21 protein-coding genes are annotated in these 15557 nt (G+C 51.6%); all 21 read right to left on the bottom strand.

Annotated features, from left to right (window positions below; all coding sequences use genetic code 11):
• Positions 1–110: 110 nt before the first annotated feature.
• The gene (locus P156_RS0110650) at positions 111–1070 is read right to left on the bottom strand and encodes an RluA family pseudouridine synthase (RefSeq protein ID WP_369770547.1); all 960 of its coding nucleotides are present in this window, start codon (positions 1068–1070) and stop codon (positions 111–113) included.
• Entirely contained in the window at positions 1048–1545 is a 498-nt protein-coding gene (gene lspA, locus P156_RS12505; RefSeq protein ID WP_051600919.1) for a signal peptidase II, read from the bottom strand. The genes P156_RS0110650 and lspA overlap by 23 nt, the downstream gene beginning before the upstream one ends.
• 6 nt (positions 1546–1551) lie before the next feature.
• Positions 1552–2262, bottom strand: a complete 711-nt coding sequence (locus tag P156_RS0110640; RefSeq protein ID WP_027870094.1) for a DivIVA domain-containing protein — start codon at positions 2260–2262, stop codon at positions 1552–1554.
• Positions 2263–2275: 13 nt separating this feature from the next.
• Positions 2276–2539: a YggT family protein gene (locus P156_RS13755; RefSeq protein ID WP_027870093.1), complete on the bottom strand. Its 264-nt coding sequence runs from the start codon at positions 2537–2539 to the stop codon at positions 2276–2278.
• Positions 2540–2558: 19 nt separating this feature from the next.
• Entirely contained in the window at positions 2559–3137 is a 579-nt protein-coding gene (locus P156_RS13005) for a cell division protein SepF (RefSeq protein WP_051600917.1), read from the bottom strand.
• A 13-nt stretch (positions 3138–3150) separates the two neighbouring features.
• Positions 3151–3855, bottom strand: a complete 705-nt coding sequence (locus tag P156_RS0110625) for a YggS family pyridoxal phosphate-dependent enzyme (protein WP_027870092.1) — start codon at positions 3853–3855, stop codon at positions 3151–3153.
• 22 nt (positions 3856–3877) lie between these two features.
• Positions 3878–4852, bottom strand: a complete 975-nt coding sequence (locus tag P156_RS0110620) for an HlyD family efflux transporter periplasmic adaptor subunit (RefSeq protein ID WP_027870091.1) — start codon at positions 4850–4852, stop codon at positions 3878–3880.
• A gap of 19 nt (positions 4853–4871) precedes the next feature.
• On the bottom strand, positions 4872–5609 hold the full coding sequence (gene trmD, locus P156_RS0110615) for a tRNA (guanosine(37)-N1)-methyltransferase TrmD (protein WP_027870090.1): 738 nt from the start codon (positions 5607–5609) through the stop codon (positions 4872–4874).
• A gap of 1 nt (position 5610) precedes the next feature.
• Positions 5611–6105 (bottom strand): ribosome maturation factor RimM, encoded by a 495-nt coding sequence (gene rimM / locus P156_RS0110610; RefSeq protein ID WP_027870089.1) that lies wholly within the window; start codon positions 6103–6105, stop codon positions 5611–5613.
• 71 nt (positions 6106–6176) lie between these two features.
• Positions 6177–6455: a KH domain-containing protein gene (locus P156_RS12495; protein ID WP_051600916.1), complete on the bottom strand. Its 279-nt coding sequence runs from the start codon at positions 6453–6455 to the stop codon at positions 6177–6179.
• Between the two features lie 17 nt (positions 6456–6472).
• Positions 6473–6715, bottom strand: coding sequence for a 30S ribosomal protein S16 (gene rpsP, locus P156_RS0110600; RefSeq protein WP_027870088.1), 243 nt, complete (start codon positions 6713–6715; stop codon positions 6473–6475).
• 38 nt (positions 6716–6753) lie between these two features.
• Positions 6754–8094: a signal recognition particle protein gene (ffh, locus tag P156_RS0110595; RefSeq protein ID WP_027870087.1), complete on the bottom strand. Its 1341-nt coding sequence runs from the start codon at positions 8092–8094 to the stop codon at positions 6754–6756.
• Positions 8095–8096: 2 nt separating this feature from the next.
• Positions 8097–8426, bottom strand: coding sequence for a YlxM family DNA-binding protein (ylxM, locus tag P156_RS0110590; protein ID WP_027870086.1), 330 nt, complete (start codon positions 8424–8426; stop codon positions 8097–8099).
• Between the two features lie 127 nt (positions 8427–8553).
• The gene (gene sppA / locus P156_RS0110585; protein WP_051600914.1) at positions 8554–9615 is read right to left on the bottom strand and encodes a signal peptide peptidase SppA; all 1062 of its coding nucleotides are present in this window, start codon (positions 9613–9615) and stop codon (positions 8554–8556) included.
• A gap of 5 nt (positions 9616–9620) precedes the next feature.
• A complete protein-coding gene (locus P156_RS13000) occupies positions 9621–9941 on the bottom strand; it encodes a putative signal transducing protein (RefSeq protein ID WP_051600913.1) in 321 nt (106 codons plus the stop codon).
• An 11-nt stretch (positions 9942–9952) separates the two neighbouring features.
• Positions 9953–11002: an LCP family protein gene (locus tag P156_RS0110575; RefSeq protein ID WP_027870084.1), complete on the bottom strand. Its 1050-nt coding sequence runs from the start codon at positions 11000–11002 to the stop codon at positions 9953–9955.
• A gap of 25 nt (positions 11003–11027) precedes the next feature.
• Complete coding sequence (locus P156_RS0110570) at positions 11028–11807, bottom strand: ABC transporter ATP-binding protein (protein WP_027870083.1); 780 nt, start codon at positions 11805–11807, stop codon at positions 11028–11030.
• A 9-nt stretch (positions 11808–11816) separates the two neighbouring features.
• The gene (locus tag P156_RS0110565; RefSeq protein ID WP_027870082.1) at positions 11817–12623 is read right to left on the bottom strand and encodes an ABC transporter permease; all 807 of its coding nucleotides are present in this window, start codon (positions 12621–12623) and stop codon (positions 11817–11819) included.
• 14 nt (positions 12624–12637) lie between these two features.
• Complete coding sequence (locus P156_RS0110560; RefSeq protein ID WP_051600911.1) at positions 12638–13930, bottom strand: CDP-glycerol glycerophosphotransferase family protein; 1293 nt, start codon at positions 13928–13930, stop codon at positions 12638–12640.
• The gene (locus tag P156_RS0110555) at positions 13931–15052 is read right to left on the bottom strand and encodes a CDP-glycerol glycerophosphotransferase family protein (RefSeq protein WP_027870080.1); all 1122 of its coding nucleotides are present in this window, start codon (positions 15050–15052) and stop codon (positions 13931–13933) included.
• 13 nt (positions 15053–15065) lie between these two features.
• Complete coding sequence (tagD, locus tag P156_RS0110550; protein ID WP_027870079.1) at positions 15066–15458, bottom strand: glycerol-3-phosphate cytidylyltransferase; 393 nt, start codon at positions 15456–15458, stop codon at positions 15066–15068.
• Between the last annotated feature and the right edge of the window lie 99 nt (positions 15459–15557).

Here is a 15557-nt window from a genome sequence, read left to right as displayed (position 1 = left end):
AGCATCACATACTAACTGAAACAATATCACTATGTTGACTCTGGCACCCCTATACGAGAGGAATACCCTGAATACCTCTGCCCTGCTTTTCTGCCGCTTTCCGGCGCTCGTTACTCTCGTTTCCCGGATCGTCCACGGAGCACCTGCAGGAGTTCCTGAAACTCCTTTGGAGGCGGCGCTGTAAACAGCATCTGCTCTCCTGTGGTGGGATGTATGAACCCCAATGTCCCCGCGTGGAGCATCTGTCCATGTACCTGAAACTTGGGTTTTCGGGATCCGTACACCGGATCTCCGACCAATGGATGTTTGATATAAGCCATATGGACTCTGATCTGGTGAGTCCTTCCCGTCTCCAGTTGGCATTCTACCAACGTGTATTCACCGAACCTTTCCAGCACCTTATAATGCGTTACTGCATCTTTTGCATTCAGTCCGTTTACGGATTTCTTGAGTCGGTTTCTGGGATCTCGCCCAATTGGCAGATCCACCGTACCCTCATCGTTCCGGAAGTTATCCATTACGATGGCCATGTATTTTCTGGTTATACTGTGTGCCGCCAGCTGTGTCGATAGCGAAAGATGAGCACTGTCGTTCTTCGCCACCATGAGCAGACCGCTTGTATCCTTGTCGATACGATGCACGATCCCAGGCCTGACCACCCCGTTGATGGAGGACAGGCTGTCTCCACAGTGGTACATAATGGCATTCACAAGTGTACCGGTATAGTTGCCTACTGCGGGATGGACCACCATTCCGTAGGGCTTGTTGACCACCAACACATCCTCATCCTCATAGATGATATCCAGAGGAATGTTCTCTGGTTTAATATCCAGTTCCACTGGATCCGGCAACAAAAGTTCCACCTGATCGCCGGCTTGCGGTTTCCTGTTCTTCGCCTTGCACTGCTCTCCGTTAACTCGGATATTCCCCAGTTCGAACAGATGCTGGATATGAGACCTGGAAAGCCCATCAAGTCTGCGTGTCAGGATCTGATCCAATCGGATACCGGCTTCCTCATCCTTGATCCTGATATAAAACTTATCGATACTATCTCCCCTTTTCTGTTTCACCATCTCCACCGAAGAGAATGCACAGCGCCAGGCAGGCACATCCCACCGTCACGCTGATATCCGCCACATTGAATACTGGCGGAAAGAAGGAGACCGCGATCATATCTGTTACATAGCCCAGAAAGATCCGATCCAGTGCATTGCTGATTCCTCCAGCAGCGATGAACACCATGGTGATCCCCGATGCTCCCGGAAGCCTCATAAGAAGCGCAACGATCAGGATCCCGACACTCAGAATGAGTGGAAACAGGACCAGAAAATGATATTGACCGCTGAGCACGCCAAACGCTGCTCCCCGGTTTTGCACATAGGTCAGATTCAGCAGACCTTCAATCAGAGTCCATGATTCCCCCGGTTGAAACGATTGTCTGATCAGAACCTTCGTGAGCTGATCCAGCCCCATCGTCCCCAGAAGAATCACCAAATACCGAACAATACGATACGGAGCACAGCATGACACCGTGTTTTTCCTCATCGTTGGTCACTCCCTGCTGATCCGGGCCAGTTCCTCCTCGTCCAAAACAAGTGTCTTGGCCAGATCGTCTACCACTTCTGTCTTAAACTCCCCGGCAGCGATCCCCCCGCGTGTATCGCTAATATTCAGCGGAGCATTCTCCGTTTCTGCCTCGATCTCCCGGAAAAGCTGTTCAGCATCACTGAGCACATCCAGTTCCTCCGCCGGAGCATCCGGGACCGATTCCAGTTCCATTGAAGCGGGGTAGAAATCCTCCCCGTGCTCAAGGAAAAAGTCATCCGAGCCACTTTCGATCTTCCGGAGCTCATCTCGGAGCATCATCCTGTAGCGGTCTTTGAAGTCCTTGACCTTGCTGCGGACACGTTCCCCTTCAGCGTTCAGACTGGCAACGGAATCCTTGGCCTCGTTCAACATTCTGGCCGCCTCTGCCTGCGCGTTTCGAACGATAGCATCCGCTCGCTTCTCCGCGCTGGCAGAGATGTCACTCATCAGACCCTTGGCCTGCTCCAGAGTCCTCATGATGGAGGTCTCGGATTCTTTACGGTTCTCCACTTCCTTACGAAGATCCTGAATGTTGCTCCTGAGGTTCTCATTCTCCTGAATCAATGCCTGAACCTCAACCATCAGCTCATCCAGGAACTGGTCTACTTCGTCTCTCCGGTACCCCTTGATGCCGGACGAGAAGACCTTCTTCTCTATGTCTTTCGGTGTGATCATGTTGTACCCCTTTTCAGAAAACAAGTTGGATCAACATCAACATAAGCCGTTCTGCGATGCGGATCAGAAAGAAAGCCAACAGTACGGAGAGATCCAGCATCCCGGTATTCCACCTGCTTAGCAATTGCCTGCACGGTGAAACGAACGGCTCTGTGACGCGAATCATCAGGTCATAGAACTTGCCTAATGACGAATAAGGGTCGCGTACGACCCAACTCAACAGCGCTCGTATCAGAAGTAACATCGTCAGAATGTCACAAAACCATACGACCGCCAAACTCAATACCTGCGCCAAATCACTTTCCTCCCCATGGGCTGTCTGATGTCAGCGTCGGCTTATCCTTCTCGAATCCCGTTTCCGGCTCATCCTCCTGGATCCCGCCGGCGATATCCACGTTTGCAGGCGCAAAGATGAAGATGTTGTTCGCCACCTTCTGTACTCTTCCATCCAACGCATAGGTCGCTCCACTAAGGAAGTCGAAGATCTTCTTCGCCACTTCCACATCCAGACGCTCCAGATTGATAATCACCGGACGCTTTCCTTTCAGACTGTCCACCAGTTTCGGACACTCATCAAAGGATCTTGGTTCGATCAGGATCAGTTTGAAGGCAGAAGTCCCCCCTACCGTAAACCTGCGTTCTTTTCTTTCGTAACTCTGCGGCTTTGCCGAAGACGGTGCCTGCGGGATAGGCCGCGGCTCCGGAGCAGATGGAACCGGCGTCACCGCCGTCGTCTTGCTCCCACCTGTCTTCGCCTTCCGCTGCTGATTGGCAATACGCTGCTTTTCTTTTTCAATTTCTTCTTCTGAAATATCATCGACCGGTTCACTGTCATCAACACCGATCATCTGCATGAAAGATTTGCCAAAACTCATAGTCTTCCTCCTGTTATTTCTCTTCTTTCCTGTAATCCCGATATCCAAAGATCGCTGTACCGACGCGGATCAGGTTGGATCCCTCTTCTACAGCTACCTCGAAATCATTGGTCATCCCCATGGACAGGTAACGGAAGTCCACACGCTCCGTCCTCTGGGCCGCATATTTGTCATATATTTTCTTGACGGCGGCAAAATACGGCCGCGCATTCTCTGTATTCTCCTCAAAAGGTGCGATACACATCAGACCACGGATCCTCACATGAGGACACTCCTCAGCGATCTGGCTGATCAACGCATCGGTCTCCTCTGTGGTGATACCGAACTTGTTCTCATCCAGTGCAGAGTTCACCTGGATCAGGATATCCATGGTCAGGTCATGCTGCTCTGCTCTCTTGTTGATCTCCTTCGCGAGTTTGAGACTATCCACAGAATGGATCATGCAGACCTTGTCAATGATATATTTGACTTTATTGGTCTGCAGATGCCCAATAAGATGCCATCTCACTGGCTTCACCGCATCGTATTTGTTCATGATCTCCTGGACCTTGTTCTCTCCAATATCCGTGATCCCTGCATCGATCGCCTCGTTGATCTCTGCCGGCTCATGAAGCTTGGTGACTGCCACCAGAAGAACATCCTCTGCTTTCCGTCCGGATTTCTCTGCTGCCTTTCCCTTAAGTTCGTTTACATACTCAATATTACTCTTGATTGACATACCCTATCATCTCTTTTCTAAACTAAACTCTCTTCAATACCTCGTCATAGTTCTGCACGGTGGTGATCGTCTTCCCCTTCTCGTCCAGAAAATACATCCGACTAACCACCGAATTCTCTCCGTCCGTTGCTATGACATTGATCCTGACAAACTTGTAGTCGCCGTTCTTCTGTTTGACATACACACCCTTCTGGCCATTTTTCTCGGCGATACTGCTATTCTTCACCAGCAGCCCGTTGGCATCTGACGTGGTGAGTTTCACAGAAGCTACTCGCTTCTTCACAAAGCCGCTATAGTAGAAATTGGTCCGAATGATCAGTCTGACTCTGGAGCCGTCCTCCTTGATGTCCATGATCTCTCCGTACACCGTTTTCCGATCATCCAGACGGATGGTCGGCTTGTTTCCAACCTCGTAACGATCCTTGTGGTTCTTCGGCACAAAGCATACGATATACCACCCGGAGCGATCCACCACCTTGAAGACAGGTTCCTTGGTACGTATCTCCTCTCTGATCAACGAGGTGTTATCCTCGTTGTCCAGCTGACTGAACTGACTGTATCTCATCTTGGTCATGGTCTTGGGAGTGAAGATCCCCTCATACCCGTCTGCATTATAGGTGACGATCCCCTCATCCTCGGTGAGAAATGTATCTGTCTTCACGCTCTGCTTGCGGCTCCCCTTGATAATGTCCCGGAAACCCATGCGGGAATCATCCTGCTTCAGATGTCCCTCCACATCCATGATCTTGGTTCCCTTTCGCACGAGCTTGCTCTCCGTGATGTAGCGGTTGGCAATGCCGTCCTTTCCGGAGAAATAGACCTTCTCGTTGCGCACAAAATAGCCGTCCTCTTCATCCGTCACCGAAAGCTCTCCGTATTCCAGCACATAGGTGGAACGCAGGACCCCTGTGAGCCCCGGCACAAGATAGATGATGCAAGCCAGCACGATAAACAGGATGACGAAAATCAGGATGTAGCTTTTCTTCAATCTCTTCATAGAACCCTCTTATCTTATTCTACAACATCCCAAGAATTTTTTCCATTACTTTCTTCTCATCTTTCGCCAAACTACAATGTTCCTTCACAAAACGATCAAAGAGGTCTGGCCTCTGCCTCGCCGTCAACTTCAGCGATTCCTCAAAACGCCACAGGTCGATTTTCCGGTGGTCTCCTGAGAGCAGGATCTCCGGCACCTCTCGACCCTCGTATTCTCGGGGCCTTGTGTACTGCGGAAACTCGAGTAGTCCGGAATAGATCGACTCCTCCAACGCTGATTCTTTGCTGGATAGCACGCCGGGCAACAGCCTGGATACTGCATCGATCAGTACCATTGCCGGAAGTTCCCCTCCTGTCAGGATGTAGTCTCCGATGGAAAGTTCCTCGATGTCCCAGGCATCCAGTACCCGCTGATCCATCCCCTCGTAGTGTCCGCAGAGCACCACCAGCGATGGTTCCTCCGCAAGTTCTGTGAGCAATGCTTTGTCTATGATCCGACCTCTTGGCGACATATACACGATACGCTTGTTCTCCGCACCGACCCCCCGCAACGCGCCAAAAACAGGGTCTGCCATCATCACCATGCCAGGCCCTCCGCCGTAGGGTGTATCATCCGTCTTGTTGTGTTTGTCGTTGCTGTAATCCCGAATGTTCACCACGTTCAGTTCGATGATGCCGTTTTCCATGGCACGTCCTGTCATGCTGGCATCGACGGCGGAGAACATCTCCGGGAACAGCGTGAGCACGTCAAAACGCATCCTACACCATCCCCTCTATCAGTGATACGGCGATGCTCCCGTGTTCCATATCAATGCTCCGCACAAAAGCATCCACACCGGGGATCATGATGCGCCGACCGTCATCCAGTTCAACGACATAGAGATCCTGCGGCCGATCTGTCAGGATCTCTCGCAGAACGCCAAGATGCTCCCCACTGTCATCCTGAACTACCTCCATACCGACCAGGTCCCGGATGTAGTATTCTCCCTCCGGAAGTTCTTTCAGATCCTCTTCGTCCATGAAGACCTCTTTCCCCCGAAGTCTTTCTGCATCGTCGCGGGAGCATACTCCGGCAAGGCGGAGCACTGGCATTCCTTTGGCATACTTGACTTCCTGAATGTGATAATCCTTCTCACCAATGGTAAGATGCTCCAGTGTTTCAAAGCGGTCAGCCTCTCCAGAATAGCTGTAGACCTTTACCTCCCCCGCGATCCCAAAAACATTTACGATTTTTCCAATCAGAATTTTTCCCATGTGAATCCTCAAAAAACTAAAGCAGGCACATGCCTTCCGCCGTTTGCCGCAGGATGCATGTGCCCTGTACTCTATACTTCGGCGTTTTCCTCGCCGGTGTCGGCAGAGACCGGTTCCTCATCCTGACCGATCTTCACGACGACTTTCTTTTTTTCTTTCGTTGCAGCAGCCTTCACGACTGTCCGGAGCGCCTTGGCTATGCGGCCTTGCTTGCCGATCACCTTGCCCATGTCTCCTGCCGCCACCTGGAGTTGCAGGATGCTTTCCTGCCCTTCCATGGTCTCGGTCACGACAACCTGTTCCGGATCATCCACGAGAGACTTTGCAATGGTTTCAACCAGTTCGATCATTGCGTCTCACCGCTTTCTTACTCAATGATTCCAGACTTCTTCAGAAGATCTCTCACAGTATCGGTCGGCTGTGCACCCTCACCCAGCCACTTCTTAGCCTTCTCCTCGTCGATGTTGATCACGTTCGGCTCAGCCATAGGATCAAAGTATCCAATCTCCTCGATGAACCTTCCGTCTCTCTGTGTGCGGGAATCCGCTACCACTACTCTATAGAAAGGTTTCTTGTGTGCGCCCATTCTCTTCAGTCTGATCTTTACCATTTTACAAATTCCTCCATACTATTTGATTTAATAATGAACTACATGAAATTTCTGAGGAAACGATTCCTCTTCATGGCCTTCGGATCGGTGAATTGTTTCATCATCTTCTTGGCCTCTGTGTATTTCTTGATAAGGTTGTTGACCTTACTAACAGACAATCCGCATCCCGCCGCGATCCTCTTCCGGCGGCTGGCGTTGAGGATATTCGGGTCATCCCTCTCCGCCTTGGTCATCGACTGGATGATCGCCTCATACTGGCGAAACTCCCGTTCACTTTCCTCCAGGTCGATATTGTTCATCTGGGCTCCGGACATCCCCGGAAGCATCTCCAGGATCTTGCTCAGGCCACCCATCTTCTTTACCTGACCCATCTGTTCCAGGAAGTCGTCCAACGTGAACTGGTTTTTCTTAAGGCGTTCCAGCGTTCTCTCTGCCTGCGCATCATCGTAGTCACGTTCTGCAGTTTCGATCAGAGAGAGCAGGTCGCCCATCCCCAGGATCCGGCTTGCCATCCTATCCGGATGGAACGCCTCCAATGCATCGTATTTCTCTCCCACACCCATGAACAAAATAGGCTTTCCGGTGACCTTTCTGGCGGACAAAGCAGCACCACCTCTGGCGTCACCGTCCATCTTGGTCATGATGATCCCATCGATGTCCAGCTTGTCGTTGAACCCCTTGGCGGCATTCACCGCATCCTGACCAGTCAGCGCATCCACCACCAGGAGGATCTGATGTGGCTTCACCTTCTCCTTGATGTTGACCAGTTCCTCCATGAGTTCCTCATCGATCTGCAGACGACCCGCCGTATCGATGACCAGCACGTTATAGCCTTTCTTCTCAGCGTATTCTCTGGCCTCCTTAGCGATCTGAACAGGATCTCTGGTCTCCCGATTGGTATAGACCGGCGTGCGGCAGGCCTTCCCCACCACCTCAAGCTGGTCGATGGCAGCTGGACGGTATACGTCGCAGGCCACCAGCATAGGCTTCTTGCCTGATTCCTTCAGGAAGTTGGCCAACTTGCCGCAGGTAGTGGTCTTGCCGGTACCCTGCAGGCCTGCCATCATGATCGTGGTGAACCCTGTAGGAGAGTAGTTGATCTTGGTATTGGTACCGCCCATCAACTCAGTCAGTTTCTGGTCAACGATTTTGATGACCTGCTGTGCCGGCGTCAGAGATTTCATCACTTCCTCGCCCAGACAATCCTGTTTGACTTCAGCCACGAATTCCTTGACGACCTTGAAGTTTACATCTGCCTCCAGGAGGGCCAGCTTGACCTCTCTCATGGCGGCATCGATATCCTTCTCTGTCAGGACTCCCTTCCCCTTCAGGTGTTGGAATGTATTCTGTAGTTTTTCCGATAAGCTCTCAAATGCCATCGCTATACCCTTTCAAGTTCTGTAAGTATGCCGTCGATCTCCTCCCCGCAGGTCGCCTGGCTCTCCGCCAGCAACGACCGTATCCGGCGAAAGGCCTTCTCCTGTGCCATCAGTTTGGCCACCATACCCAGTTTGTCCTCGTATTCCTCCAGCTTTTGTTCCGCGCTCTTCAGAGAGTCGTGGACAGCCGCTCTGGAGACGCCGGTCTCCTCAGCGATTTCGGACAACGTCAGGTTCTCCTCATGATACAGCTCCATGACGTGGCGCTTCTTGCTTGTCAGAAGACTGCCGTAGAAGTCGTAGAGCAGGCTTTCTCTCGCAATGTCGTTCAACTGCATACTCCTCTTTTTCGAATACCCGTCTACTATACCATGGACGACCATGGTTGTCAAGTATTTTTCCTTGACAGAATGTGCTTCCATAGAAAAAGAGCTGCTGCACCTGCAACAGCCCCGGTTTCTATTTCTGGCTTGGTGCCATGTAGTAGATCGGCACCTTTTGGTTTTGTTCCATCAGTGACTTGATAGCAGCAAGATCGGAGTCCGCGCGACTCTGCCCGAGGGAAGTAGCTGCGCCAACCAGTTTGTCGGCCCAGCTGAGCTCCGGGTCGTAAAGGATAGGTGTGAGTTTTGCGTTCCCCAGCCCGCCCTTGGTTTTCATGGCTGCCCAGGTGTCCTCCCGAGAACCGATCTCATCCACAAGTCCGTTTGCCTTCGCCTGCCTGGCGGTGTAGATCCGTCCGTCTGCAAGTTCCCGGACCTTCTTCTCCTCCATGCCGCGTCCCTCAGCCACGCAACCCACGAACTGGTCATAGGCTTCGTCGATCATGGCCTGAAGTATCTCCTTCTGTTCCTTCGTCATGTGTGCGGTGCTGCTTCCCATGGCTTTGTTCTCGCCTGACGCAATGGTAACGGTCTTGACGCCGTACTTATCCAGGAGATCCTTTACATCATACATTGGACCCATGATTACTCCGATGGATCCGGTCCAGCAATTCCGGTTGGCGTAGATTTTGTCCGTTGCGGCCGAAATGTAGTAGCCTCCGGAGGCCGCCTCGCTAGCCATGTATGTATATACCGGCCGACCGGTCTTTTCACGGTATTCCTTCAGTTTGAGATACAGTTCGTCCGTCTCGAATACCGCGCCACCCGGGGTATCCACATACAGCAAGATCCCCTTGTTGTACTTATCATCCATCATCTCATCGATGCGATCCAGCGTCCAGAGGTGCTGGTAGTCATAGTTGCTGCCTCCCAGCAGCCCGCCTGCCGCCCCACCGATCGTTCCTTCGACATAAAGTTCCCCTACATAAGGAGCATGCATAGAGATATGCCCGTTGTCACCGATCAGCAGACTGCCCTTCTCCTCGCTATCCCCCAGAAGGGCAATGGAGATACTTCCGATGGCAATGATCGCCACCAGAATGATCACGAAGATCAACAGGCCCTTTTTCCAGCCTTTTTTCTTCGGACCATCCGTCTGTGGACTGTTCACTTCTATTACGTTGACTCTGTCTTCCATATTGATTACTCTACCTCCAATTCTGTCCCCTCGCAATCGTCCAGATCTACTGGCACGATAACGTTCTTTGCATCCTCCAGGCACTCTTCCGGCACGTAGATCTCAATATCCCCTGTCAGATTGCTTCCAAATACGATCTCCAGATATCCGCTGGACCCTATGTATTTCTTCTGAATGGGAATGCCCTCGCTGCGCAGCTTGGATTCCAGCATATCCGCCTGGAAACTGTCGTTGACCGTGCAAAGATATGCTCCGCCCCGCCAGCGGTACTTGTTATCCGGCGAATCCGTCTGAGGAATCATTTCTTCTCTTCTGAACAGCTTCATATTCTTCTCTCCTATTGGCCCATAGTACTGGCGATGGTATTGCTGATCTCCTGCACCGTCTCCGTAGGTACATAGCCCTTCTGTTTGAAGACCTCCTCATGGAACCTTGCAACGTTAGCTGTCAGATCCACTGGGTAGACGTAGGAGACCCCGTCCACCAAGCCATCCCCTTTGTCATAAGGGAACCCCTTGCTCTTGCCGAAACTGAACCCCTCCAGCTGCTGTGCCAGAGCGATGATGTCATTGTTAGACAGGGAAGTCTTCAGGTAAGGAAGTACATGACGCATGATCACCAGCATATCCGATGGTTCCATCAACTGCATCTTGGCAGTGACCTGCTTGATCACCAACCGCATCCTGTCGGTGCGCTTGAAGTCATCTCCGACGCCCTTACGAATACGCCCATAGGCAACGGCCTGCACACCCTCCAGTGTCTGTCTTCCCGGTTTTTTGACCAGATGGTATTTCTTCTGGCGGATGTTCTTGGCAGTCTGCTTGGTATACTTGTTCAGCTCGTCGATCTCTTCCTCCTTGACATCCACCGTGATCCCTCCCACATCGTTGACCACCTGTGCCACCATCTTGAAGTTGAACAGCACATAGTTCTCGATGTTCAGATCCATCATCTGGTTGACCGTCTGGATCGCGCCCTTTGCGCCCTTGTAGGCATAGGCGGTGTTGATCTTGGTATAAGTAGGAGTATCGGCGATCTTGGTGTAACAATCACGGTAGATCGAGGTCATATTCACTTTCTTGGTCTCTGTGTTGATACTGATGACGATGATACAGTCCGTGTTGTGATTTTTCAGTTTGCTTTTCTTCATTTTCCTGGAGTCCACGCCCAGCAGCAGGATATTCAGATATCCGTCCACATCCACGCTGGATAACTCCCGGGGCCGAAGTTCCTCCGTATCACGTTCCATGGTGTCCAGAACGCTCCCCACATAGATATATGCACCCAGGCCTCCCGCAATCAACAGGAGAGCTAATATAATCAGCAGTTTTTTCCAGAGGGCCATTCCTTCCACTTTCGCCGCAGCGCTATGCCTGCCTGCACTCATTTCTTTCCCCTTTCGTAACGCAATGCTATTTCTTTTTCTTTCGTCTTGCCGCATCTTCCTTCGAGATCATGTCATCGTAAAAGGCGATTGCCTCATGGATATCCCCGTCAAAGACCTTCTTGCCTTTCTTCATAACGACACCGCGGGTACAGAAATCTGCCGCTACCTTGGTAGAATGAGTCACAAACAGAAAGGTGATGTTCTTCTCCTCGGTCAATTCCCGAACCTTGCTCAGACACTTGTTTTGGAAGGACTTGTCTCCCACGCTGAGTGCCTCGTCCACGATGAGGATTTCCGGATCGATGTTTACGTTGATCGCAAACCCAAGGCGCGCCTTCATTCCACTGGAATAGGTACGCACCGGCTGATCCATGTATTCCCCCAGTTCAGCAAAATCCTCTACCAGAGGCTCGATCTTCTGGATCTGGTCCTTCTTAAGTCCGAGGAGACTGCCTCGAAAATAGATATTCTCCCTGCCGGTGAATTCCGGATCGAAGCCTGCCGTCAATTCCAGCAGTGCGCTGACCCTGCCGTTCACCTTGACCTCACCACTGGTGGGATAGGTGACCTGTGTGATCATCTTGAGCGCGGTGGACTTTCCGGCCCCGTTTCGACCGAACAGAGCCACCGACTCATTCTTGTGGATCTCCAGGTTCAGATCGTGAACCGCATCCCGCCTCTTACATTTGGTATTCTTGAAGAAGATGGCGCGGAAACGCTGCTTGTCGTTCTTATATAACTTGTATGTCTTGGTGACGTGCCGAAAGGCGATGGCCACCCCTTTGTCTTGTTTCTTTTCACTCATGTCAGTCACCTACAATACATCCGGGATCTCTTTCTTTAGTTTGCCGTAGGCCCAGATCGCCAGCACCATCATGATCAGAAGCATGATGCAGTAGTTCCGCATCTCTGCCGGGGATTCCCAGATCCACTTGTCGTAGACCAGCATGTTTCTGTAGCCGTTGGCGATGATAGTCACAGGATTGTACAGCATGGCCTCCCGGATCCAATGATACGGGATTTGGTTTACATCGTAAAGGATCCCGGACAACCAGAACAGCGGCTGAACCATAGCCTTGACCAGGTTGTTGAAGTCACTGCTCATGGCCCCCAGCATGGCGGAGAACAGACTCCAACTGGTGAAGAACACGAAACTCATCAGGATCAGCAGCGGAAACTGAAGATAATACACATCCACAGAATAGCCGTACAGAAGGAAGATGGCCACCATGATCACCTGTAGCCCCAGATTCACCAGCAGCTTGGACATACTCACAAAGGTAGGAATGGTGTCCACCGGGTACTTGATCCTCTTCACCAGATACCGATATTTCCGGATAGAGCCAGCACCTCCCGTGATCGTCTCGCTCATATAGAACCAGGGCACAAAGCCCGCGATGAGCCAGATGAAAAACGGATGCCCATCCATGTCATTGCCATGGCGGATCCCGACCGAGAAGGCAAACCAGAACACAAAGATCGTCGTCGCCGGCTTGATGAGGGCCCAGGCCCACCCCAGCGCCGCACCCCGATATTGTTTGATGATGTCCGACTTGGCCAGCTTGACCAACTGCATTCGGAAATTGATATGATCTCTGGTTATCTCAATAATTGTATTCACTGTCTCTGTCCTCTCTATCCGACGATCGCCTTCACCACGCGCTCTGCAGCATGGCCGTCATCCAGATAGTTGTAAGTCTCATTGAATGTCCTGTATCTGTCATCATAGAAATTCTCGTAATCCATGCCCTTGATCTTCTCCAGAAGCGCATCTTCCTCTGTGACGATATCTCCGGGCAAAGTAGCCAGGTCGATATAGAAGTCCCGCATCTTGCCCTGGTACTCCTCCAGATCGTACATATAGAACAGGATCGGACGCTTCAGATCCGCATAGTCAAAGAACACACTGGAGTAGTCGGTGATCAAAAGGTCTGCGATCACATACAGTTCGTTGATATCGTCGATGACCGATGCGTCCTTCACAAAGTCGCTGTACTGGGAAAAGTCGAAAGAATTCGCAATGAAATAGTGCGCTCTGAACAGGACGATGTACTCTTCGCCCAGTCGCTCCTTCCACTTGTCAAAGTCCACGTTCAACTCATATGTGTACCCCAACCCGGCCTTGTGCTGATTGTCCCTCCAGGTGGGCGCATAGAGAATCAACTTCCGCGTATCTTCCGGCGCGATCCCCAGCCTCTGCCGAGTACGTTGCATCTGCGCTTCATCCGGATGGAACAAAGCATCGTTTCTCGGATACCCTTCCTCCACGATCTTCACCCCAGGATTGACCTGCCGCAGATTGAAGGCGCTGTAATACTTCTCCGTCACAAAGGCGGATGGAGAGACCATGTAGGTGTAACGGCATGCATCCATGTCGTACTTCTCCGTCAGTTCTTCCGTACTGATCGCCGCATTCTCCCCCATCTCAATATCATAGCCCAGTCGCTTCAGAGGCGTACCGTGCCAGCACTGAACAAACACCTGCCCCGGCCGGATCTCGATATAGGAAGGGATCCTGGAGTTGGCGAATATGTACTTGGAGGAGGCGTAAGCCCTGTGGTACTCCTGTGAGCAGTACATCACGATATGGGCTTTCTTCAGAAGCGGATAGGCTTCCAGGATCTCCTCCAGCTTGCTTTCGATCACTGCTTTCTTCAGGACCACATAAAAAGTATAGTCCTCATAATCCGGACTGGTGGCCATGTACTCAAAGATCGCTCTGGGGCTGCATGTGTACTGTCTTCCCATGAAGGACTCGAAGATCACACTCTTCTCATCCATCTCGTATCTCTCTATAAACTCCCGATACAAGCCCTCTCTGTGCCCCTTCAGCCAGTGGCGCATCCACTTGCGGAAGACTGGATTTTTCTTCCCGATCTTCCGGCCCAGTGTCCTAAGTCGTTTTTTGGTTTTCTTTACTATGCTCATCTAGCACCCCTTCTCTATGATGAACCGTGCCATCTGTCCGGCACAGTCCTCCGTATCCACATCCACAAACTTCTGCCGAAAGGTGTGCAATGCAGCGAAGTCATAAGGCTCCTCCATGGCCTGCACCAAAGCACCTGCGTCCCGGAACTGATACTTCCCGATAGCTTCTTCTTCGTAGCGTACATTCAGCCCTGTGTTCTGCTCGTACTCTTCCAGATCATAGGTGTAGAGATACAGGGCTTTGTCTACCAGGCTGGCCTCCACCACGAAGGAGGAGTAATCGCTGATGATGGCATCGCAGGCCTTCATCAGGCTGTAGGTGTCGAAATCGTTAACGTAGTAAATGCCTTCTCCATGGGGCAGGTCCTGCCGGTACCGGTCCAATGGATGAAGGCGGACAATCAGGTTGTAGCGTTCCCGGTCGATCTGTGTTGCCAGATCGTCGAACCGTACGCCGGTGATCTTTCGCAGTGTGGGCACGTAATAGATGTTCTTCCGCCCGTTTTCGAAGAAGGGATATGCCTCTCTGATCGCGGCCACTGTCTCCGGATCCTCCTGCAGGATGTAGTCGATCCTTGGGAGGCCAAGCCTGACCACATAGGAATGGTCATAGCCGAAAGCCTCACAGAAGTAGGTCGCCGTCACCTCGCTGGCGCAGGCGATATAATCGTAGTTTCGGTGCATATGCATCGTCTCCGCGATCAGGGGAGAGGTGCCTGTTTCCTTCCCCACCGTCTGCCAGCCGAACATCTTGATGGCACTGAGAGCATGCCAGATCTGCATGACCTTAAGCGAGTCCTTGTGCCGGAGCACGCTCAAAGGGATGCAGTAGGAATCCGCCACCACCATCTGGGAGGAGGCGAAGGCCTTCATCTGGCGGAGTACCTGTGGGATATATGCCAGCATGCCGGGTAGGGTCCGCTCCATCTTGCGACACAGAAGCACCACCTCCAGCGAAGGATCTTCCCTTCGGAGGGCCTCTGCCAGAAGTCGAAAGTCCAGAGTCGGTCGGTTACTCTGCCAGCTCACCAGTGTCACTCTGTGTCCCACTGGAAAAAGCCTGATAAACATATATATCAGGCTGAGAATTCCGACGATCACTTTCACCACCAGCTTTTTCAAAATGCCTCCGGGGTTACTTGTTTTTCAGGTTCTGCTTGATCTGGGTGGTAGAGATCTCCGGGGTACGCGGCAGATAGACAACCTCGCAGTAATCCTTCAGGAAATCGAATTTCCCTTCCCAGTCATCGCCGATGACAAACACATCGGCCTTGAATTCCTTGATGTCGCTGATCTTCTGATCCCAGCTCTCTTCCGGGATCACCAGATCTACATAGCGAATCGCCTCTACCAGGCGCTTCCTCTCCTCATATGTGAAATAGCATTTCTTTTGCTTCTCGTTCCAGTTGAACTCATCCGTGGAAAGAGCCACGATCAGATAATCTCCCAGGGCTTTCGCTCTCTGCAGAAGATTCACATGTCCGTAGTGCAGAAGATCGTAAGTTCCATATGTAATGACTTTCTTCAAAGCAATCTCCTCCTGTTTGGAAATTTTCTTTATTGTACCATATAGCGCCTGGTACCGCAACCCTGCAGCCTCTCTCAGGCTCGTTGCAACGCTCGTTTC

This window comes from Eubacterium sp. AB3007 (genome assembly GCF_000688015.1).
GTDB lineage: Bacteria > Bacillota > Clostridia > Peptostreptococcales > Anaerovoracaceae > Aminicella.
The sequence above is the reverse complement of the archived record's forward strand: the minus strand, read 5'-3'. Positions and strand labels throughout refer to the sequence as shown.